The sequence below is a fragment of the Nocardioides sp. B-3 genome (assembly GCF_024703895.1).
Lineage (GTDB): Bacteria > Actinomycetota > Actinomycetes > Propionibacteriales > Nocardioidaceae > Nocardioides.
Map to the genome: position 1 here is coordinate 3,687,069 of NZ_CP087968.1, position 18,563 is coordinate 3,705,631.

19 protein-coding genes and 8 pseudogenes are annotated in these 18,563 nt (G+C 69.7%); 20 read left to right on the forward strand and 7 right to left on the reverse strand.

The genetic code is table 11. The features are described 5' to 3' along the window. Positions 1 to 14: 14 nt before the first annotated feature. Positions 15 to 687, reverse strand: a pseudogene (locus LP418_RS24450) (potassium channel family protein). Next, positions 687 to 1,368 (reverse strand): annotated as a pseudogene (locus LP418_RS24455) (potassium channel family protein). Before LP418_RS24455 ends, LP418_RS24450 begins: the two co-directional pseudogenes overlap by 1 nt. A gap of 19 nt (positions 1,369 to 1,387) precedes the next feature. Between LP418_RS24455 and LP418_RS34475 the strand changes: the two are divergent. Next, positions 1,388 to 3,447 (forward strand): annotated as a pseudogene (locus LP418_RS34475) (APC family permease). Then, complete coding sequence (locus tag LP418_RS24470; RefSeq protein ID WP_442940000.1) at positions 3,444 to 4,679, forward strand: class I SAM-dependent RNA methyltransferase; 1,236 nt, start codon at positions 3,444 to 3,446, stop codon at positions 4,677 to 4,679. Before LP418_RS34475 ends, LP418_RS24470 begins: the two are co-directional and overlap by 4 nt. A 27-nt stretch (positions 4,680 to 4,706) precedes the next feature. On the opposite strand, the gene LP418_RS24475 is transcribed toward LP418_RS24470, so the two are convergent. Next, positions 4,707 to 4,964 (reverse strand): hypothetical protein, encoded by a 258-nt coding sequence (locus LP418_RS24475; protein WP_257954044.1) that lies wholly within the window; start codon positions 4,962 to 4,964, stop codon positions 4,707 to 4,709. Between LP418_RS24475 and LP418_RS34480 the strand changes: the two genes are divergently transcribed. The 18 genes and pseudogenes from LP418_RS34480 (at position 4,900) to LP418_RS24555 (ending at position 16,788) form a co-directional block, all read left to right on the forward strand. Then, positions 4,900 to 5,334: a helix-turn-helix domain-containing protein gene (locus tag LP418_RS34480; protein WP_442940318.1), complete on the forward strand. Its 435-nt coding sequence runs from the start codon at positions 4,900 to 4,902 to the stop codon at positions 5,332 to 5,334. The genes LP418_RS24475 and LP418_RS34480 overlap by 65 nt on opposite strands. Positions 5,335 to 5,436: 102 nt before the next feature. After that, the gene (locus LP418_RS24480) at positions 5,437 to 5,784 is read left to right on the forward strand and encodes a UBP-type zinc finger domain-containing protein (RefSeq protein WP_257954045.1); all 348 of its coding nucleotides are present in this window, start codon (positions 5,437 to 5,439) and stop codon (positions 5,782 to 5,784) included. Positions 5,785 to 6,233: 449 nt separating this feature from the next. After that, a pseudogene (locus tag LP418_RS24485) lies at positions 6,234 to 6,308 on the forward strand (hypothetical protein); the annotation flags it as partial. A 64-nt stretch (positions 6,309 to 6,372) separates the two neighbouring features. Next, positions 6,373 to 8,460 (forward strand): aconitate hydratase AcnA, encoded by a 2,088-nt coding sequence (acnA, locus tag LP418_RS24490; protein WP_257954046.1) that lies wholly within the window; start codon positions 6,373 to 6,375, stop codon positions 8,458 to 8,460. Further along, complete coding sequence (locus tag LP418_RS24495; protein WP_257954047.1) at positions 8,348 to 8,644, forward strand: hypothetical protein; 297 nt, start codon at positions 8,348 to 8,350, stop codon at positions 8,642 to 8,644. The genes acnA and LP418_RS24495 overlap by 113 nt, the downstream gene beginning before the upstream one ends. Before the next feature lie 86 nt (positions 8,645 to 8,730). Beyond that, on the forward strand, positions 8,731 to 9,030 hold the full coding sequence (locus LP418_RS24500; RefSeq protein WP_257954048.1) for a thiamine-binding protein: 300 nt from the start codon (positions 8,731 to 8,733) through the stop codon (positions 9,028 to 9,030). After that, entirely contained in the window at positions 9,027 to 9,527 is a 501-nt protein-coding gene (locus tag LP418_RS24505) for a DUF3105 domain-containing protein (RefSeq protein WP_257954049.1), read from the forward strand. The genes LP418_RS24500 and LP418_RS24505 overlap by 4 nt, the downstream gene beginning before the upstream one ends. Before the next feature lie 157 nt (positions 9,528 to 9,684). Then, a complete protein-coding gene (locus LP418_RS24510) occupies positions 9,685 to 10,302 on the forward strand; it encodes a GNAT family N-acetyltransferase (RefSeq protein ID WP_257957172.1) in 618 nt (205 codons plus the stop codon). 60 nt (positions 10,303 to 10,362) lie between these two features. Then, a complete protein-coding gene (locus LP418_RS34485; RefSeq protein WP_442940001.1) occupies positions 10,363 to 10,635 on the forward strand; it encodes a hypothetical protein in 273 nt (90 codons plus the stop codon). 92 nt (positions 10,636 to 10,727) lie between these two features. Further along, positions 10,728 to 10,973, forward strand: a pseudogene (locus tag LP418_RS34490) (NUDIX domain-containing protein); the annotation flags it as partial. A 198-nt stretch (positions 10,974 to 11,171) separates the two neighbouring features. Continuing rightward, positions 11,172 to 11,342, forward strand: coding sequence for a hypothetical protein (locus LP418_RS24520; protein WP_257954051.1), 171 nt, complete (start codon positions 11,172 to 11,174; stop codon positions 11,340 to 11,342). 55 nt (positions 11,343 to 11,397) lie between these two features. Continuing rightward, positions 11,398 to 12,093 carry an SMP-30/gluconolactonase/LRE family protein gene (locus LP418_RS24525; RefSeq protein WP_257954052.1) on the forward strand — a complete coding sequence of 232 codons (696 nt, stop codon included), beginning with the start codon at positions 11,398 to 11,400 and terminating at the stop codon, positions 12,091 to 12,093. A 10-nt stretch (positions 12,094 to 12,103) separates the two neighbouring features. Then, a pseudogene (gene dxs / locus LP418_RS24530) lies at positions 12,104 to 14,010 on the forward strand (1-deoxy-D-xylulose-5-phosphate synthase). Next, complete coding sequence (locus tag LP418_RS24535; RefSeq protein WP_257954053.1) at positions 13,991 to 14,980, forward strand: hypothetical protein; 990 nt, start codon at positions 13,991 to 13,993, stop codon at positions 14,978 to 14,980. Before dxs ends, LP418_RS24535 begins: the two are co-directional and overlap by 20 nt. Positions 14,981 to 15,108: 128 nt before the next feature. Next, complete coding sequence (locus tag LP418_RS24540; RefSeq protein ID WP_257954054.1) at positions 15,109 to 15,261, forward strand: hypothetical protein; 153 nt, start codon at positions 15,109 to 15,111, stop codon at positions 15,259 to 15,261. A 73-nt stretch (positions 15,262 to 15,334) separates the two neighbouring features. Next, a pseudogene (locus LP418_RS24545) lies at positions 15,335 to 15,637 on the forward strand (amino acid permease); the annotation flags it as partial. 160 nt (positions 15,638 to 15,797) lie between these two features. Next, positions 15,798 to 16,154: pseudogene (locus LP418_RS24550) on the forward strand (amino acid permease); the annotation flags it as partial. A 121-nt stretch (positions 16,155 to 16,275) separates the two neighbouring features. Continuing rightward, positions 16,276 to 16,788 (forward strand): amino acid permease, encoded by a 513-nt coding sequence (locus LP418_RS24555; protein ID WP_257957173.1) that lies wholly within the window; start codon positions 16,276 to 16,278, stop codon positions 16,786 to 16,788. Between the two features lie 12 nt (positions 16,789 to 16,800). Here LP418_RS24555 and LP418_RS24560 read toward each other — a convergent pair whose 3' ends face one another. The 4 genes from LP418_RS24560 to LP418_RS24575 are packed head-to-tail and all read right to left on the reverse strand — an operon-like array spanning position 16,801 to position 18,480. Beyond that, a complete protein-coding gene (locus LP418_RS24560; protein ID WP_257954055.1) occupies positions 16,801 to 16,977 on the reverse strand; it encodes a hypothetical protein in 177 nt (58 codons plus the stop codon). Continuing rightward, positions 16,929 to 17,897 carry a hypothetical protein gene (locus LP418_RS24565; RefSeq protein WP_257954056.1) on the reverse strand — a complete coding sequence of 323 codons (969 nt, stop codon included), beginning with the start codon at positions 17,895 to 17,897 and terminating at the stop codon, positions 16,929 to 16,931. Before LP418_RS24565 ends, LP418_RS24560 begins: the two co-directional genes overlap by 49 nt. Then, positions 17,894 to 18,286 (reverse strand): sigma-70 family RNA polymerase sigma factor, encoded by a 393-nt coding sequence (locus tag LP418_RS24570; RefSeq protein ID WP_257954057.1) that lies wholly within the window; start codon positions 18,284 to 18,286, stop codon positions 17,894 to 17,896. Before LP418_RS24570 ends, LP418_RS24565 begins: the two co-directional genes overlap by 4 nt. 26 nt (positions 18,287 to 18,312) lie before the next feature. Beyond that, positions 18,313 to 18,480, reverse strand: a complete 168-nt coding sequence (locus LP418_RS24575) for a hypothetical protein (protein WP_257954058.1) — start codon at positions 18,478 to 18,480, stop codon at positions 18,313 to 18,315. Positions 18,481 to 18,563 lie beyond the last annotated feature (83 nt).

Consider the following 18,563-nt stretch of genomic DNA (forward strand, 5'->3'; position numbering starts at 1 on the left):
TCAACCAGCGGGGGTCAGCCGCCGTGGGTGCGCGGTGAGAGCAGGCGCTCGAGCTCTTCCTCGACGTCGGCGGGGACGACGAACAGCAGCTCGTCGCCCGACTCCGGGGGCTGCTCGCCGTTCGGCGTGTAGACCTGCCCGTCGCGCAGGATCGTCACCAGCGCGCAGTTGTCGGGGAACGGCACCAGACCGCTCGGAGTGCCGACGTAGGGCGAGTCGGTGGGCAGCGTCATCTCGACGAGGTTGGCGTTGCCCCGGCGGAACGTGAAGAGCCGCACGAGGTCGCCGACGCTGACGGCCTCCTCGACCAGCGCGGACATGATGCGCGGGGTCGACACGTTGACGTCCACGCCCCGGGCCTCCGTGAAGAGCCACTCGTTGTTGGGGTGGTTGACGCGGCCGACGGTGCGCGGGACCCCGAACTCCGTCTTGGCCAGCAGCGAGGTCACGAGGTTGGCCTTGTCGTCGCCGGTCGCGGCGATCACCACGTCGCACTTGTCGAGCTGGGCCTCCTCGAGCGAGGACAGCTCGCACGAGTCAGCCAGCAACCACTCGGCGTTGGGCACCCGCTCGGGGCGGATCGCGTTGGGGGCCTTGTCGATCAGGAGGACTCGGTGACCGTTGTCGATCAGCTCGCGGGCGATCAGAACGACCCACGGCACCTGCCCCGGCGATGGCGACTCTCATCAGCGCTCCTCCGGTCCGCTCTCGAGCACGGAATAGGCGTGCGCGGCGATCTCTTCACGCATGACGAGGTGCAGCATGTCGCCCTCCCGGATCACGGTCTCGCGGGTCGGGATCATGCCCTCGCCCAGCCGGTCGATCCGGGCGATGCGGCTGCAGGACTGCTCTCCGGAAGTGGATCGTGCGTTCGCCGATCCACTGCTCGGGGACCCGGATGTGGTCCACCCGGATCGTCCCCGACGGGTCGCGGAAGTCGGGCTCGGCGCCGGCCGGCAGCACGCGCCGCAGCACTCGGTCGGCCGTCCACTTCACCGTGGCCACCGTGGTGATGCCGAGCCGCTGGTAGACCTCGGCGCGGCCCGGGTCGTAGATGCGGGCGACGACCTGCTGGATGCCGAAGGTCTCGCGTGCGACCCGCGCGGCGATGATGTTGGAGTTGTCACCGCTCGAGACGGCCGCGAAAGCGTCGGCGCGACGGATGCCGGCCTTCTCCGGGACCTCTCGGTCGAAGCCGTAGCCGGTGACCTTGTCGCCGTTGAAGGACGGACCCAAGCGACGGAACGCATCGGGGTCGCTGTCGATCACGGACACCGTGTGGTTGCGTTCCTCGAGGCTTCGGGCGAGGGTCGAACCGACCCGGCCACAGCCCATGATGACGACATGCACGAGGGAACCGTAACGCAGATGACTACGCTGTCCCCTCGTGAGTGTCGGCGACGTATCAAAACGGATTCTGCTCGGACGCAAGCTCCGCAGCAGCCAGCTCGGCGAGACGCTCCTCCCGAAGCGGATCGCGCTTCCTGTCTTCGCCAGTGACGCGCTCTCGTCGGTCGCCTACGCGCCCGACGAAATCTTCATCATGCTCAGTGTGGCCGGCGTCTCGGCGTACACTCGGAGCTGGAAGATCGGGCTCGTCGTCGCCCCGGTGATGCTCACCGTGGTGGCGTCCTACCGACAGACCGTGCACGCCTATCCGTCCGGCGGTGGCGACTACGAGGTGGCCACGGTCAACCTCGGCCGCAACGCTGGCATCACGGTGGCCAGCGCCCTGCTCGTCGACTACGTCCTGACGGTTGCTGTCTCCATCTCGTCGGCCTCGCAGTATGCCGCGGGCGCGATCCCGTTCCTGATCGGGCACGAGGCGATGGTGGCCACGGCCGCGGTCATCGTGCTGGCGTCGCTCAACCTGCGCGGGGTCCGCGAGTCCGGTGCGTTCTTCGCCGTACCCACCTATCTGTTCATGGTCGCGATCCTCGGCATGTGCGCCTACGGCCTCGTCCAGCTGCTGCTCGGTGACCTGCCGAAGGCGGAGAGCGCCCACCTGCAGATCGACCCCGCGGAGGGCTGGGACGGCCCCGCTCACACAGGTCGCGATGGTGTTCCTGCTGGCGCGAGCCTTCTCGTCGGGGTGTGCGGCCCTGACGGGGGTCGAGGCCATCTCCAACGGCGTCCCCGCCTTCAAGCGGCCCAAGAGCAAGAACGCCGCCACGACGCTGCTCCTGCTCGGGTTGATCGCCGTGACGATGATGATGAGCGTCATCGTGCTGGCCAAGCAGATGAGCATCCGGTACGTCGACCCGCACGAGCTCGAACGGCTGCGCACCGCCGCCGGGGGAGCCCTGCCCGGCAACTACGAGCAGCACCCGGTGATCTCGCAGATCGCGCACGGCGTGTTCCGGGGCTTCTCGCCCGGCTTCTACTTCGTCGTGACGGTGACCGGCATCATCCCGGTGCTCGCCGCCAACACGGCCTTCAACGGCTTCCCGGTGCTCGGGTCGATCCCGGCCCACGACGGGCTCGCGCCGCGCCTCGCTCGGGTCGCGCGGTGACCGGCTGGCCTACAGCAACGGCATCGTCTTCCCGGCGGCCATGTCGATCGTCCTGATCATCGCGTTCAACGCGGAGACGACCAAGCTGATCCAGCTCTACATCGTCGGGGTCTTCGTGTCGTTCAACCTCAGCCAGCTCGGAATGATCCGGCACTGGACCCGGCACCTCAAGGACACCACCGACCCGGCGGCCCGACGTCTGATGCTGCGCTCGCGGGCCATCAACACCTTCGGCCCGGGCATGACCGCGGTCGTCCTGATCATCGTGCTGGTCACCAAGTTCCCGGCGGGCGCGTGGATCACGATCATCGCGATGGTCGTGTTCTTCATGATCATGAAGGGCATCAGCAACCACTACGCCATGGTCGAGGTCGAGCTCGCCGCCGACGAGCAGGACAAGTTGCTGCCGACCCGGGTGCACGCCATCGTGCTGGTCTCCAAGCTGCACAAGCCGACGCTGCGTGCCCTTGCGTTCGCCAAGGCGACCCGTCCCAACCTGCTCGAGGGGATCTACGTCTCCATCGACCCGGCCGCCACCAACAAGCTGCTGGAGGACTGGGACGAGCGCAACCTCGACACCCCCTTGAAGGTGCTGCACTCGCCCTACCGCGAGATCGTCCGCCCGATCGTCGAGTACGCCCGGGAGATCCGCCGCTCCAGCCCGCGCGGGGTCGTGGCCGTGTACATCCCGGAATACGTCGTGGGCCGTTGGTGGGAGCAGATCCTGCACAACCAGACCGCCCTGCGGCTCAAGGGCCGCCTGCTCTTCACACCGGGCGTCATGGTCATCTCGGTGCCCTACCAGCTGCGCTCGTCCACCATCGCCGAGGAGCGAGGCTCCCGCGAGGACAATCGCGTGCAGGCGGGCGACCTCCGCCGCGGACGCGTGCGCGACACCAGCGACGTCGACTACGACCGGCAGATCGACCCGTGAGCCGCCACGCACGACCGCGCAAGGAGCGCGGGCGGACGCGGGTCGGCGAACGCTTCGAGGCGGTCGTCGGACCGGTGGCGCACGGCGGTCACTGCATCGTCCGCCCGGCCCCGTCGGACACCGAGCCCCGGGCACGCGTGGTGTTCACGCGCCACTGCCTGCCGGGGGAGCGCGTGGTCGTCGAGATCACCGAAGGTTCTGACGGTGACCGGTTCTGGCGTGGGGACGCCGTCAGCGTGCTCTCGGCGTCGCCCGATCGGGTGCCCGCGCCCTGTCCCGTGGCCGGCCCCGGTCTGTGTGGCGGCTGCGACTTCCAGCACGTCTCCCTGCCCGCCCAGCGCGACCTCAAGGCCGCCGTGGTCTCCGAGCAGCTCCGCCGGCTCGCTGGCCCGGACGTGGATGTCACCGTCGAAGCCGTTCCCGGTGATCAGGAGGGCCTTCGCTGGCGCACCCGGATGCAGTGGGCGCACACTCCCGACGGCCTGCGCGGCCTCCGTGCCCACCGCTCGCGCCGCGTGGTGCCGGTCGACGACTGCCTGATCGCACACCCCGACGCCCGCACGCCCGAGCCCGGCCCGGCGATCACCGAAACCGTCTCCGGACACGACTTCCCGGTGGAGCCTGACGGGTTCTGGCAGGTGCACCCCGGTGCGGCGTCGACGCTGGTCTCGACCGTGCTCGGGATGCTCGACCCCCTGCCCGGGGAGAGGGTCCTCGACCTGTACGCCGGCGTCGGCCTCTTCGCCCGCCTCCTCGGCGAGGCCGTGGGATCCGGCACCCGGGTGGTCGCGGTCGAGGCCGACAGGGCTGCCTCGCGCCACGCGATCTCGAACCCGGCCGCCCACGAGGGCGCCGCTGTCACGTGCGGTGCGGTGGAGAAGGTGCTCGCGTCGGCGTACGACGAACCGTTCGACCTCGTCGTGCTCGACCCCCGCGTGAAGGCGCCAAGCGGGTCGTGGTGGAGCAGGTGGTGGACCGGGCGCCGCGGGCAGTCGCCTACGTCGCCTGCGACCCGGCCGCCCCGGCTCGCGACGTCGCGATCTTTGCCGAGCACGGCTACCGCCTCCGAGCAGCTGCGCGCCTTCGACCTCTTCCCCGATGACGCACCACGTCGAGTGCGTCGCGCTCCTCACCCGCTGACCACTGCCCCTCGGACCACCGGGCCGGCTGACCCTCGCCGCCCGGCCCCCGGCCCCGGCTCGCGTCCCCTTGCCCTGATCCCTTTGACCTGAGTCCGTCCGAGACTCAGGTCAAAGGGATCAGTGTCGGTGGCTGCTGCTCTGATGGATCGAAGACAGGTCGAGCAGGCATCGGGGGAGAAGGATGGAGACCGAGACGAGAGAAGTGCCCGGGGCGAGCGGAGCGTCGTCGCCGCTCGAGGTGGAGACATCCGGGATGATCCGGCGCGTACGCCGCCCGGCGAAGTGGTCGCAGCGAGAGCTGGCGGAGCGGCTGGGCGTCTCCCAGTCGGCCGTGGCCAAGTGGGAGACCGGGCGCACGTCGCCGTCGGCACGCATGCTGGCGCGTGTCCCGGACTCCGGTGAACTTGAGCTTGGCAGCCGTGAAGCAGGGCGGGGAGCAGGGCGGGGAGCAGGTTGCGCCGATGAAGGTGGCCACGGCGAGGGACGCAGCGAATCGTCGCTATCCGGCGCACACCTTTGTGTGGGCCGAAGGGTGGTGGGTGCCCGAGGGAGCCGACATGACCCCCCGGTTCCGGGCAGATCCTGTGCCGGTCCAAGGACCCGGGCCTGCCCCGGGTGCGCTACAGCAGGGGTTGGGGGGCGTCGCGCCCGCCCACGACCGCGGATCTTGCAGACCACCCGACGTGGCGCGAGCTGGTGGCGGAGGCGAGGGAAGGGTGGCAGCCGAGACGACACGCGCCGATGACGATTCCGGAGTGGGCGTGCGCCGACACACGCAGGTCGCGCAACCGGCGGCCCGACGACTTCCGACTCGTGCCGACCCCCGGCGTGAGTAACGTCGAGGGACATGACGACGAACGGCAGCGAGAGCAGCCCCGCGCCGAGCGGGTCGGGGTGCGCGGAGTGTGACGAGACCGGCGGTTGGTGGGTGCACCTGCGTCGGTGCGTGGAGTGCGGCCACGTCGGGTGTTGCGACACGTCGCCCGCCCAGCACGCGACCGCGCACTTCCGGGACACCGGGCACCCGGTGATCCAGTCGTTCGAGCCGGGGGAGTCGTGGTTCTGGGACTATGTGAAGGAGAAGGGTGTGCTCGGGCCGGAGGTGGCACCTCCGACGGCCCACCCCGATGACCAGCCGGTCCCCGGTCCGGCCGGACGCGTGCCCGCCGACTGGCGCGAGCACCTCAACGAGTGAAGGCGACGCGACGGCGCGGGCATCGCGTGACACCTCTCTCGGCGTCATGTATCTTGATATCAAGACAAACCGTGCAGGACGACGGACCTAGAACTTAGGGTCGCCTTGCTTCCCCGGGTTCGCCCGGCGGCGGCAAGATGGGCCGCAACGGCTCAGTGATCCACGAGAAAACTCAGGAGATGTGGCGGATGGCCAGTCAGGACAGCTTCGGCGCCAAGAGCACCCTCGATGTGGACGGCAAGTCCTACGAGATCTTCCGGTTGGACAAGGTGGTTGGCGACGGTCTCGACGTCGACTCGCTGCCGTTCAGCCTCAAGGTGCTGCTCGAGAACCTCCTCCGGACCGAGGACGGCGCGGACATCACCGCCGACGACATCAAGGCGCTCGCGGGTTGGGACGAGACCGCTGAGCCCGACAAGGAGATCCAGTTCACGCCGGCGCGCGTGATCATGCAGGACTTCACCGGCGTGCCGTGCGTCGTCGACCTCGCCACGATGCGCGAGGCCATGGCAGAGCTCGGTGGCGATGCGACCAAGATCAACCCGCTGGCGCCCGCGGAGATGGTGATCGACCACTCCGTGATCGCCGATGTGTTCAGGTTCGGCCGACGCGTTCGAGCGCAACGTCGAGATCGAGTACGAGCGCAACCGCGAGCGCTACCAGTTCCTGCGCTGGGGCCGGGGGCGCCTTCGACGACTTCAAGGTCGTCCCGCCCGGCACCGGCATCGTGCACCAGTCAACATCGAGCACCTCGCCCGCACCGTCTTCACCCGTGAGGTCGACGGCGAGCTGCAGGCCTACCCAGACACCTGCGTCGGCACCGACTCCCACACCACCATGGTCAACGGCATCGGTGTCGTCGGCTGGGGCGTGGGCGGCATCGAGGCCGAGGCGGCGATGCTCGGCCAGCCCGTCTCCATGCTCATCCCGCGCGTCGTCGGCTTCAAGCTCAACGGCGACCTGCCCGAGGGTGCGACCGCCACCGACCCGGTGCTGACGATCACCGAGATGCTGCGCAAGCACGGCGTCGTCGGCAAGTTCGTCGAGTTCTACGGACCCGGCGTCTCCGCGCTGCCGCTGGCCAACCGGGCCACGATCGGCAACATGAGCCCGGAGTTCGGCTCGACGATTGCGGTCTTCCCGATCGACCAGCAGACCGTCGACTACCTCCGCCTGACCGGTCGCTCCGAGGAGCAGCTCGCGCTGGTCGAGGCCTACGCCAAGGAGCAGGGCCTCTGGCACGACCCCAGCGCCGAGCCGCGCTACTCCGAGAAGCTCGAGCTCGACGTCTCCACCGTCGTCCCGAGCCTCGCCGGCCCGAAGCGCCCCCGGGACCGGGTCGAGGTCACCAATGCGCAGGCCAGCTTCCAGACGGCCCCGGCCGACTACACCGACAACAAGGACGCCACGGCGACCGTCAACCCGGACGGTCAGGAGTTCGAGATCGGCCACGGCGCCGTCACGATCGCGGCGATCACCTCCTGCACCAACACCTCCAACCCCAGCGTGATGATCGCTGCCGCGCTGCTGGCCAAGAAGGCCGTGGAGAAGGGCCTCGCGCGCAAGCCCCGGGTCAAGACGACGCTCGCTCCGGGCTCCAAGGTGGTCAGTGACTACTACGAGAAGTCCGGCCTCACGCCGTACCTCGACAAGCTCGGCTTCAACCTCGTCGGCTACGGCTGCACGACCTGCATCGGCAACTCCGGTCCCCTCATCCCCGAGGTCTCGGCCGCGGTCAACGAGGCCGACTCGGCCGTGACCAGCGTGCTGTCGGGCAACCGCAACTTCGAGGGTCGGATCAACCCCGACATCAAGATGAACTACCTCGCGTCGCCGCCGCTCGTGGTGGCCTACGCGCTGGCCGGTTCGATGGACCTCGACCTGTTCGGCGACGCGCTCGGCCGGGACCGGGACGGCAACGACGTCTTCCTCAAGGACATCTGGCCCAGCCCGGCCGAGGTCGAGGAGACGATCGCCATGGCGATCAACTCCGAGATGTTCGGCGAGTCCTACAAGGACGTCTTTGCCGGCGACGAGCGCTGGCAGTCGCTGTCGACGCCCGAGGGCAACACGTTCGAGTGGGACGAGAGCTCGACGTACGTCCGTCGTCCTCCTTACTTCGACGGCATGCCGCACGAGCCGTCCCCGGTCGAGGACATCACCGGCGCACGCGTGCTGCTCAAGCTGGGTGACTCGGTCACGACCGACCACATCAGCCCTGCCGGTGCGATCAAGAAGGACAGCCCGGCCGGCCGCTACCTCGCCGAGCACGGTGTCGAGTCGCGTGACTTCAACTCCTACGGCTCGCGCCGTGGCAACCACGAGGTCATGATCCGCGGCACGTTCGCCAACATCCGCCTGCGCAACCAGCTCGCGCCCGGCACCGAGGGTGGCGTCACGCGTGACTTCACCGCCGGTGGCGAGGTGACCAGTGTCTACGAGGCCTCCGAGAACTACGTCGCGGCGGGCATCCCGCTGGTGGTCCTCTCCGGCAAGGAGTACGGCTCCAGGCTCGTCGCGCGACTGGGCGGCCAAGGGCACCTCGCTGCTCGGCGTCAAGGCCGTGATCGCGGAGTCCTACGAGCGCATCCACCGCTCCAACCTGATCGGGATGGGCGTCATCCCGCTGCAGTACCCCGCGGGCCAGAACGCCGAGTCCCTCGGCCTGACCGGTGAGGAGACCTTCGCGATCTCCGGCATCACCGAGCTCAACGAGGGCCGCACGCCGAAGACCGTCAAGGTCACGGCTGGCGACGTGAGCTTCGACGCGGTGGTCCGCATCGACACCCCGGGCGAGGCCAACTACTACCGCAACGGCGGGATCATGCAGTACGTCCTGCGCAGCCTGCTCAAGAGCTGATCTCAGCAACTACGCCAACGGGCGCCGACTCCGCGAAAGCGGGGTCGGCGCCCGTTGGCGTGCTGGCCAGTGGTTAGCGTTGGCCCATGATCGTTGCCTTCAGCATCAGCCCGACCTCCGCTGACGAGACGGGCTCGGTGACCGAGGCGGTGGCCGCCGCCGTGCGCGTGGTGCGCGAGTCCGGCCTCCCCAACGAGACGAACGCGATGTTCACCAACATCGAGGGGGAGTGGGACGAGGTGATGGCCGTCGTGAAGCGCGCCGTCGACGTGGTCGCCGCGGTGTCGCCGAGGGTCGGCCCGGTCCTCAAGGCCGACATCCGTCCCGGATACGAAGGACAGCTGAGCGCCAAGGTTGAGCGCATCGAGTCGGCGCTGCGTCCGTGAGCGGGCCAGTCCACGAGCCCGACTTCGAGCCCACTCGCCCCGGCCGCTACGTCCCGGCGGCGACGGTGACGATGGCCGTCGTCCTGCTGGCGGGCGCGCTGGTGATCCCGGTCGTGTGGCGCACCGTGCAGCCGCCTGACCTGAGTGCGGTCGTCGTGTACGGCGAGGTGCCGGTCGACCACGTCAGCGGCGACGTGGACTACGACGTGGTGCCCCCGGTCGGCGGTCCGCACGCGGATCGGTGGCTGGCGTGCGGCGTCTACGACACCGAGGTCCCCGACGAGAACGCCGTGCACGCCCTCGAGCACGGCACCGTCTGGATCACCTACACGCCCGGCCTCGACGAGGACGACGTCGCCCGCCTCGCCGGGGTGCTCCCGGAAGAGGGGATCCTGTCGCCGTACGACGGACTGCCCGGCCCGGTCGTCGTCACCGCCTCAGGGGGCGTCAGCTCGTGCTGGACGGGGCCGACGACGAGCGGCTGGGCCTCTTCCTGAGGGAGTACGGCGACGGGCACACCGCGCCCGAGCCGCTCGCGTCGTGCCACGGCGGTGTCGACGTCGACGGCGAGCCGACGACCTCGGCATGATGAGCGCATGAGCATGACGCTGTGGCCCGCGAGCGTGGCCGACCCGGGACGCGATCGACGCGTGCATCCGGGCGGCGTTCGGGGCCGAGGAGCCGGGCGAGGGCGACAAGGTCGCGGACCTGTGGGCCGAGGTCCGGTCCACCGGGCTCGTGCTGGCCGAGATCGTGGCCGTGATCGACGACGAGCTGGTCGGGCACGTCGGGGTGAGCCACTGCTGGCTGGACGCCCGGCAGGAGCTGGTCGACGTGGCGATGCTGAGCCCGTTGAGCGCGCTGCCCTCGAAGCAGTCGCACGGCATCGGCACTGCGCTGGTGACGGCGGCGATCGAGGCCGCCCGTGAGCTGGGCAGGCCGGCGCTGTTCCTCGAAGGAAGTCCGGAGTTCTACGGACGCCGCGGATTCACCGGGGCCAGCACGTTCGGGTTCGAGGCGCCGTCGCGACGCACGCCCGAGGCGGCCTTCCAGGTCGTGCCGTTCGACTCGCGGGCCGACTGGATGACCGGCCGGGTGGTCTATCCCCGACGTGTGGTGGCGGCACGACTGTGCGGGGCTGCGAGATCCCGACTTGGCGTTGCTCCGAGGAGCTGTTCGCGCGGGACTTCCCGCCTGAATGACACATCGAACGCATGTTCGATAGACTGGGTGGGTGCCCACCTATGCCTCGCCACCCGGATGGCCACGTGAGGTGCGGCCGCCCGACGCGCCGGACTGGGAGGTCACGGCGGCGAGCTGGCTGCTGGACCTGTGCCCGGCCGAGTACCGCCGTTACACCGGGCTGCGGCGCCATGTCGTGGTGCTCGCGCGCTTCGCCGTACTCCACGTCGAGGCGCAGCAGGCGGCCTGTCGTCGCGGGCTGAGCCAGATCCGGGCCGACCTCAAGGACGTCGCCACCCTCGAGGTGGTCGAGGCCGCGGTGCAGACCTTCCAGCTCGACGAGGCCCGCCTGCTCGCCACTCGACGCGCCGTCGGGCTGGTCGAGGACGCGTGCGTGGGCGGCGCTACGTCGCCCGCCTATGACCTGAGTCTCGAGAAGACTCAAGTCCAAGGAACCCTCGGCCGACCGACTAGGGTCGCGACCGTGAACGCCTCCACTGACCCTGACGGTGTCGATGGTCGACGCAGCTTCGCCGGCATCATCCTCGGTCGATCGGCGCGGATGGATCCTGCTCCGGGGGCGCGACCAGCACCCGAGGATCGACCCGGAGAAGTGGGGACTCGCGGGCGGCCACGTCGAGCCCGGGGAGGGATTCGAGGCCGCTGCCTACCGCGAGCTCGAGGAGGAGACCGGGGTGCGCCTCGAGCCCGGGTGCCTCGAGCTGCACGCGGAGTTCCCGGTCGACCACCGGCACGCCTACGGCACTTGGGACCGGATGCAGGTCTTCGTCGCCGCCACCGACCTCACCGACGCCGACATCGAGTGCAACGAAGGGCGCCAGATCGTCTTCGTCGAGCCCCGGCGCCGCCCGGCGGCACGACCTCAGCTCCGCGGCCGGCGTGATCGTGCCGGCCTTCCTCGATTCCGACCACTACCGCCGACTCGCAGGAGCGACCACATGAGCCTCACCGTCCACCACGTCCCCGGCCCCGGCGCCGAAGACGTCGTCGTCGCGCCCGACGGCAGCGTCTTCACCGGCACGGAGGACGGCCTCATCTGGCGCCTGAGCCCCCGACGGCCGGCGCATCGACAAGATCGCCGATACGGGCGGCCGACCGCTCGGCCTTGAGCTCTTCGACAACGGCGACCTGCTGGTCTGCGACGCCGATGCCGGACTGCTCGTGGTGCACGTCGCCGACGGCTCGACCGAGACGCTGCTGACCGACTCGGACGGCGCGAAGATGCGCTTCTGCAACAACGCGGCGATCGCGAGCGACGGCACGATCTGGTTCAGCGACTCCTCGCTGCACTACGGCATCCATGAGTGGAAGGACGACTTCGTCCAGCACACCCGCACCGGTCGACTGGTCCGCCGCGATGTCGACGGCACCGCCACCGTCGTCATCGACGATCTGGCCTTCGCCAACGGGGTCGCCCTCAGCAGCGACGAGCAGTTCGTGGCCGTGGCCGAGACCGGCGCGCGGACCGTGGTCCGCTGGTGGATCGCCGGGCCGCGGCAGGGCGAGCGCGACTTCTTGGTCCGGACCTGCCCGGCTACCCCCGACAACATCTCGCGGGGGGAGCGACGGCCTGATCTGGGTGACCATCGCGTCGCCGAAGGACCCGCTCGTCGAGCGACTCCAGACCGCACCCCTCGCGATCCGCAAGCTGGTCACCAAGATCCCCGAGGCCCTCCAGCCCAAGCCGAAGCGGACGATCCGGGTGCACGCCTACGACGACGCGGGCACCCCGGTCCACGACATCGACCTGCCCGACACGGGCTACCACATGGTCACGGGCGTCCGCGAGCACGCAGGCCGGGTGTGGATGGGGAGCCTGCACGAGCCTGCGGTGGCGGTCCACGACCTGACATGAAATAGACTCCCCGCCATGGGTCATCTCGAGTCGATCACGTCGCCGCAGGACCTGCGCGCGCTCTCCGCCGGGCAGCTCGACGCGCTGGCGGCGGAGATCCACGATCTGATGATCGCGACCGTGGCGACCAACTCCGGCCACCTCGGTCCCAACCTCGGCGTCGTCGAGCTGACGCTGGCCATCCACCGGGTCTTCGACTCCCCGCGCGACCGCGTCGTCTTCGACACCGGCCACCGGGCCTACGTCCACAAGCTCGTCACCGGCCGCCACGACATCTTCGGCACGCTCCGCAAGGAGGGCGGCCTCAGCGGCTACCCCAGCCAGGGCCGAGTCCGACCACGACATCGTGGAGAACTCGCACGCCTCGACCTCGTTGTCGTACGCCGACGGGCTGGCCAAGGCCTACCGCGTCAAGGGTGAGAACAGGCACGTCGTGGCCGTGATCGGCGACGGCGCGCTCACCGGCGGCATGGCACGGGAGGCGCTGAACAACATCGCGATCGCCCGCGACTCCGGGCTCGTGATCGTCGTCAACGACAACGAGCGTTCCTACACCCCGACCATCGGCGGACTGGCCACCGCGCTGACCACCTTGCGGACCAACCCCCGCTACGAGCAGGTGCTCGACCGGGTCAAGAAGCGGCTCAACGCGGTTCCGGGCGTCGGCCACGCGGCGTACGAGGCCTTGCATGCCGTGAAGAAGGGCATGAAGGACGCACTCGCCCCGCAGGGGGCTCTTCGAGGACCTCGGCCTGAAGTACGTCGGTCCCGTCGATGGCCACGACCGCGAGGCGATGGAGTCCGCGCTCACGCACGCCAAGAAGTTCGGCGGGCCGGTCATCGTGCACGCGATCACCCGCAAGGGCTACGGCTATGACCCGGCCGAGCGGCACGAGGCCGACCAGTTCCACGCGCCCGGTCCGTTCGACGTCCAGACCGGTGCCGAGAAGCCGAAGGGGCGCATCTGGACCGACCACTTCTCCGACAAGATCGTCGAGATCGGCGAGCGACGCGAGGACGTCGTCGCGATCACCGCGGCGATGATGCACCCGGTCGGGCTCGACACCTTCGCCACCCGCTTCCCCGAGCGTACCTTCGACGTCGGGATCGCCGAGCAGCACGCCACCACGTCCGCGGCCGGTCTGGCGATGGGCGGCCTGCACCCGGTCTTCGCGGTCTATGCGACCTTCCTCAACCGTGCCTTCGACCGTGTGCTGATGGACGTCGCGCTGCACAAGTGCGGCGTCACCTTCGTCCTCGACCGCTCCGGTGTGACCGGTGACGACGGCGCCAGCCACAACGGCATGTGGGACATGTCGATCCTGCAGGTCGTGCCGGGCCTGCGGCTGGCCGCGCCGCGTGACGTGACCCGTCTGGGCGAGCTCCTCGACGAGGCCGTCGAGGTCGACGACGCGCCCACGGTGGTGCGCTTCCCGAAGGGTCCGCCGCCCGCCGACATCGACACCATCGACAAGGCCGGCGACGCCGACGTCCTCGTCCGCGAGGGCGAGCAGGACGTGCTGATCGTCGCGGTCGGCTCGATGTGCACCACCGCGGTCGACGTCGCCGAACGCCTCACCGCGCAGGGCATCGGCGTGACGGTCGTCGACCCACGCTGGGTCAAGCCGGTCGACCCCGCGATCGTCCAGCTCGCCCGTGAGCACGGGCTCGTCGTCAGCATCGAGGACAACGGCCGGATCGGCGGCTGCGGCGCGGTGCTGCTGCAGACCCTCAACGACGCACGCGTCACCACGCCCTTCCGACTCCACGGCATCCCGCAGGAGTTCCTCGACCACGCCAAGCGCGATGTCATCCTGAGCCGCGTCGGCCTCGACGCGCAGACCATTGCGCGCGGGATCGTGGAGGACGTCACCGCCGTCGCCGACGGTCGGGCCCTCCACGATGTCGATCACCGGGCCTGAGGCGCGCGTCCGGCCGTACGCCGCACGGCTGGCCACCCTCGCGCTGCTGCTCGCCCCCGCGCTCACCGGCTGCACCGCGGACCCGGCCCGGGAGGCGCCGCCGGGCGAGACACCGACGGTCGAGGTCATCCCACTCATGGAGCAGGTGCTGCGTCAGCGGGCGCGCGCCCTCCGGAAGCAGGACCAGCGGGCGTTCCCGGCCACGGTCGACCCGGCCGAACAGGATTTCTGGACCGCGAACGTCTACTACGCCAACCTCAGCCAGCTCCCGATCGGCAAGCTGGCCTACCGAGTCGATGAGAGCACTCTGGTGCGCACAGCCGGAGGCTACGACGCCGTGGTCCGGGTGCACCTCCAGCTCGACGGCTACGACGCCCTGCCCGTCGTCCGGCCGGCGCGCTTCCACTTCACTCGACGGGCCGGTGGGGCCGGCCTGCTCATCGCGAGCGACCGGGACCGGTCGTGGGAGCAGCGCAACGAGGTGGACGTCCAGCCCCGGGACAGCCGGGCGATCTCGGTCGTCGACAGTGGTGGTGTCCCGGGCATCTTTGACCGCAGGAGCATCAACAAGGCAGGCGCCGTCATCCGGACCGTCCAGGAAGGCATCGGTCAGGTCGGCCGGGTCGTGCCCTACGAGTGGGACCGGCACGTCGTTGTCTACGCACTGTCCGACACCGACCTGCTCGAGGGCCTCGACGACCTGCCGACCCCGGAGCCGGACGCGCTCGACGCGGTGTCCTTCCCGGTCCCGGCCGAGCTCGACGGCGAGGAGGACGCCCCGCTCGCGAGCACCCGCTTCCTGCTGCACCCGCGGATGCTCGACAGCGACCCGCAACAGCTCGCCCGGCTGGTCCGCCACGAGCTCACCCACGTCGCCCTCGGGAGCCTCGACGACGACGTACCCACTGGCTGGGCGAAGGCATCGCCGAGTGGGTCTCGGTCCAGCCGCTGCCGGAGGAGCTGCGGCTGATCAGCCAGGCCGCCATCGACGCGGCGAAGGTCGGCATCGACGAGCTGCCTGCCGACCTCGACTACAACGACGAGGACCGGGCCGCCCACTACGGCATCTCGTGGTGGGCTTGCGAGGCGATCGTCGACATGTACGGCGAACCGATGCTGTGGCGCCTGCTCGACGCGCTCGCCGTTGTCGACCCGGACGACCGGGACGACGAGCTGCAGCAGACGCTGCAGATGGGTTCAGCGCAGCTGGCCCGCGAGGCGGCGAAGCGGATCGTGGCGACGTACGGATGACTCGCGAGTAGCCCCGGCTCGGGTCTACGTTGCTCGGATGAACCTGATGCGCACCAAGTCCATCGAGCACTCGATGGCCGACACCGAGGACCCTGACTACAAGCTCAAGAAGAGCCTGACGGCCCTCGACCTCACGGTCTTCGGGATCGGGGTCATCATCGGGGCAGGCATCTTCACCCTCACGGGCCGTGTCGCTCAGGCCTACGCCGGGCCCGCCGTGATCTTCTCGTTCGCGATCGCGGCGCTCTGCTGCGGTCTGGCCGCCCTCTGCTATGCCGAGTTCGCCTCGACCGTCCCCGTCTCCGGGTCGGCCTACACGTTCTCCTACGCCACGATGGGCGAGCTGGTCGCGTGGATCATCGGCTGGGACCTGATCCTCGAGCTGATGCTCGGCGCTTCGGTCGTCGCGCAGGGCTGGGCGTCCTACTTCGAGACGTTCCCCGGGCCAGATCGGCGTCGGCTGGCCCGAGGGTCTCGGGTACGGCGACACGTTCAACCTCGCCGCCTTCCTGCTCGTCCTCGTGCTGACCGCGCTGGTGGCGTTCGGAATCAAGGAGTCCCTGCGGATCAACCTCGCCCCGGTCGCGCTGAAGCTCTTCGTGGTGCTGTTCGTGATCTTCGCCGGCATCCAGTTCATCGACATGGACAACTACAAGCCGTTCGTGCCCGAGAGCGCTCCGGGCGAGAACCCCGGCAACTGGCTGCACACGCCGGTGATCCAGTCGGTCTTCGGTGCGCCGGGGGTCTACGGCACGGCCGGCATCCTCTTCGCGGCGTCGCTGGTGTTCTTCGCCTACATCGGCTTCGACGTCGTGGCGACGACGGCCGAGGAAGCGCGCAACCCGCAGAAGGACCTGCCGCGCGGCATCATCGGCTCGCTGCTGGTCTGCACGGTGCTCTACATGGCCGTGGCGCTGGTGATCACCGGCATGGTGAAGTACGACGAGATCAACCCCCGACGCGGCACTCGCCAACGCATTCGTCGCGCAAGGCAAGGACGGCTACGCCACCCTGATCTCCGCTGGTGCCGTGGCCGGTCTGACCACCGTGGTGATGACGCTGCTGATCGGTGCGGTCCGGGTGTTCTTCGCGATGAGCCGCGACGGCCTGATGCCGTTGGCCCTCGCCAAGGTCAACCCGACCACCGGCACGCCCGTGCGGATCACGGTCGCGATCGGCCTCGTCGTCGCCCCGGTTGCGTCGCTCACGCCGATCGGGAAGCTGGAGGAGATGGTCAACATCGGCACGCTCTCGGCCTTCGCGCTCGTGTCGATCGCCGTACCGATCCTGCGCAAGCGCCGCCCCGACCTCGAGCGGTCGTTCCGGGTGCCGTTCTCGCCGTGGCTGCCGTGGCTCTCCGCCGCCATCTGCGTCTTCCTGATGCTCAACCTCACGGCGGAGACGTGGCTGCGGTTCGCGGTCTGGATGGGGCTCGGTTTCCTCATCTACTTCACCTACGGCTACAAGAACAGCCGCGTCGGCCGGGGCCACGGCGTGCCCGCGCCGGACTACTCGGTGAAGGATTGAGAGCCCGGACAGTCAGCTGACCGTCCCCCGGGAGCCCACCGACCACGAGACCGAGTTGGGCAGGTCGGTGCTGACGACGGTGCACGCACCGCCGACGTCGCAGGCCAGCACGTCGTACTGACGACTCTCGGTGTCCCGCTTCAGGGCGTAAGCGGCAAAGCTGTCCTCGTCCAGCCGGGCGTAGGGCATGAGCTGGCCGTAGCCGGGCGTCGACAGCGGCGTGATCGAGCCGTCACGCGTGTCCGCGACCACGGCACCGCCGTCGTCCACCTGTCCCAGCAGCAGCGTTCCCCGACGGGTTGAGCCCGCGGACCCCCATGACGTCGAGGCGGGGCGCCTGCGCCGAACTCCGTCGCGGCGAAGACCTCGTAGTCGGTGTTGTGCGGCAGCGAGTGGGCGATCACCCCGGACTTCACGTCGAAGATCTCGGCGCCCTCCGGACGTCCGAGCCCGGTCAGGTCACCCGACTCGACGTTCCAGCGGATCACCCCGCGGGCGTCGCGGAAGTAGACGTCGTCGCCGTCGATCGCGAACAGGGTCGGGTGGTATTCCGTCGCGCCTTCTCCGGCCGTGTCGTAGTCCGCCTCCATCGTCTCGCCGGTCGCCCGGTCGAAGACCGTGAACACCGGCGCGCCACCGGGCTGCGGATCGATCCATACGGCGCGTGAGCCGTTGCCGATCAACGATCCGCGGCCGAGATCGGCGGTGCCGATCTCCTCCGGCTGCCCGGTCCCGTCGGTGGCGAAGACGGTGCCGTCGTCGATGGCGAAGACGATGCCCTCGGTGGTGACGAAGAGCGACTGCACCGGCTGCCCGACGTCGAACTGCTCGGTGCCCACGTGCACGATGCTGCCGGTCGCGAAGGCCGGCTGCGGGGTGGCGAAGGCGGACGCCGGGGCGACGTCACGCGCCGTGTCGCGGCCGTTCACCAGCATGGTGGGTACGGCGAACGCCGCGACGACGACTGCCGCGACCGTGGCACCGATGACCGCGTTGCGGCGGCGCCCCACGCGGCGGTTGCCCTCGCGCACCATCTCGAGCACGTCGAGGTCGGGGGGACCGAGAGAGTCGGCCTTGTCGTGCATGAGCTCGGTCAGGAGGTCGGTCATGGGATCACCGTCATCAGGGTTGCGGGGAGGAGGTCCCGGGCCCGGTCGCCGAACCGGTCGCCGAGCTGGGCACGCAGCTTGGCCAGTCCGACCGAGACCCGGCTCTTCACGGTGCCGACGGCGCAGCCCATCGCGGCGGCGGTCTGGGCCTCGGTCAGGTCTTCGTAGAAGCGCAGCACGATGGCCGCGCGCTGGCGTGGCGGCAGCTCCCGGAGTGCGTTCCACAGCCATTCGCGCTGGGTCACCGCCTCGTCGTGCCCGGCTCGCGCGCCCTCGGGCAGGGTCTCGGTCGGGGGCTCGCCCTGCCGGGACTTGCGCCTGTACCACGAGATCGCCGTGGTGGTGATGGCCTTGCGCGTGTAGGCCTCGGCGTTCGCTGGATCGCGCAATCGCGGCCACGCGACGTACGTCTTGGTCAGGGCCTCCGGACGAGGTCCCGGGCGAGGCCTCGCTCGCCGACCATGAGGTAGGCCGCGCGGTGCAGGGCAGGCGATCGCGCAGCGACGAACTCGGCGAAGTCCGCCGGATCGCGTCGTGCCATGTGGTGCTCCTGTGGTGCTCGTGGTGTCAGTTCACCCGACATGACGATCTCACCCACACGAAAGGTTCGCTGGGAGACGCGACAAGGGCGTCCGGCCAGTTGGCCGGACGCCCTCCGCCCCCGCT

Coding starts and splice junctions, on each gene's coding strand:
- LP418_RS24475 (WP_257954044.1), bottom strand. CDS start 4,964: ATGCGTGCCGACGGCGACGTGCGCCCGGTCTCCCACTTGGCCACGGCC.
- LP418_RS24480 (WP_257954045.1), top strand. CDS start 5,437: ATGACGACGAACGGCAGCGAGAGCAGCCCCGCGCCGAGCGGGTCGGGG.
- acnA (WP_257954046.1), top strand. CDS start 6,373: ATGTGTTCAGGTTCGGCCGACGCGTTCGAGCGCAACGTCGAGATCGAG.
- LP418_RS24500 (WP_257954048.1), top strand. CDS start 8,731: ATGATCGTTGCCTTCAGCATCAGCCCGACCTCCGCTGACGAGACGGGC.
- LP418_RS24520 (WP_257954051.1), top strand. CDS start 11,172: ATGAGCCTCACCGTCCACCACGTCCCCGGCCCCGGCGCCGAAGACGTC.
- LP418_RS24535 (WP_257954053.1), top strand. CDS start 13,991: ATGTCGATCACCGGGCCTGAGGCGCGCGTCCGGCCGTACGCCGCACGG.
- LP418_RS24540 (WP_257954054.1), top strand. CDS start 15,109: ATGTACGGCGAACCGATGCTGTGGCGCCTGCTCGACGCGCTCGCCGTT.
- LP418_RS24560 (WP_257954055.1), bottom strand. CDS start 16,977: ATGCCCTACGCCCGGCTGGACGAGGACAGCTTTGCCGCTTACGCCCTG.
- LP418_RS24565 (WP_257954056.1), bottom strand. CDS start 17,897: ATGACCGACCTCCTGACCGAGCTCATGCACGACAAGGCCGACTCTCTC.
- LP418_RS24575 (WP_257954058.1), bottom strand. CDS start 18,480: ATGTCGGGTGAACTGACACCACGAGCACCACAGGAGCACCACATGGCA.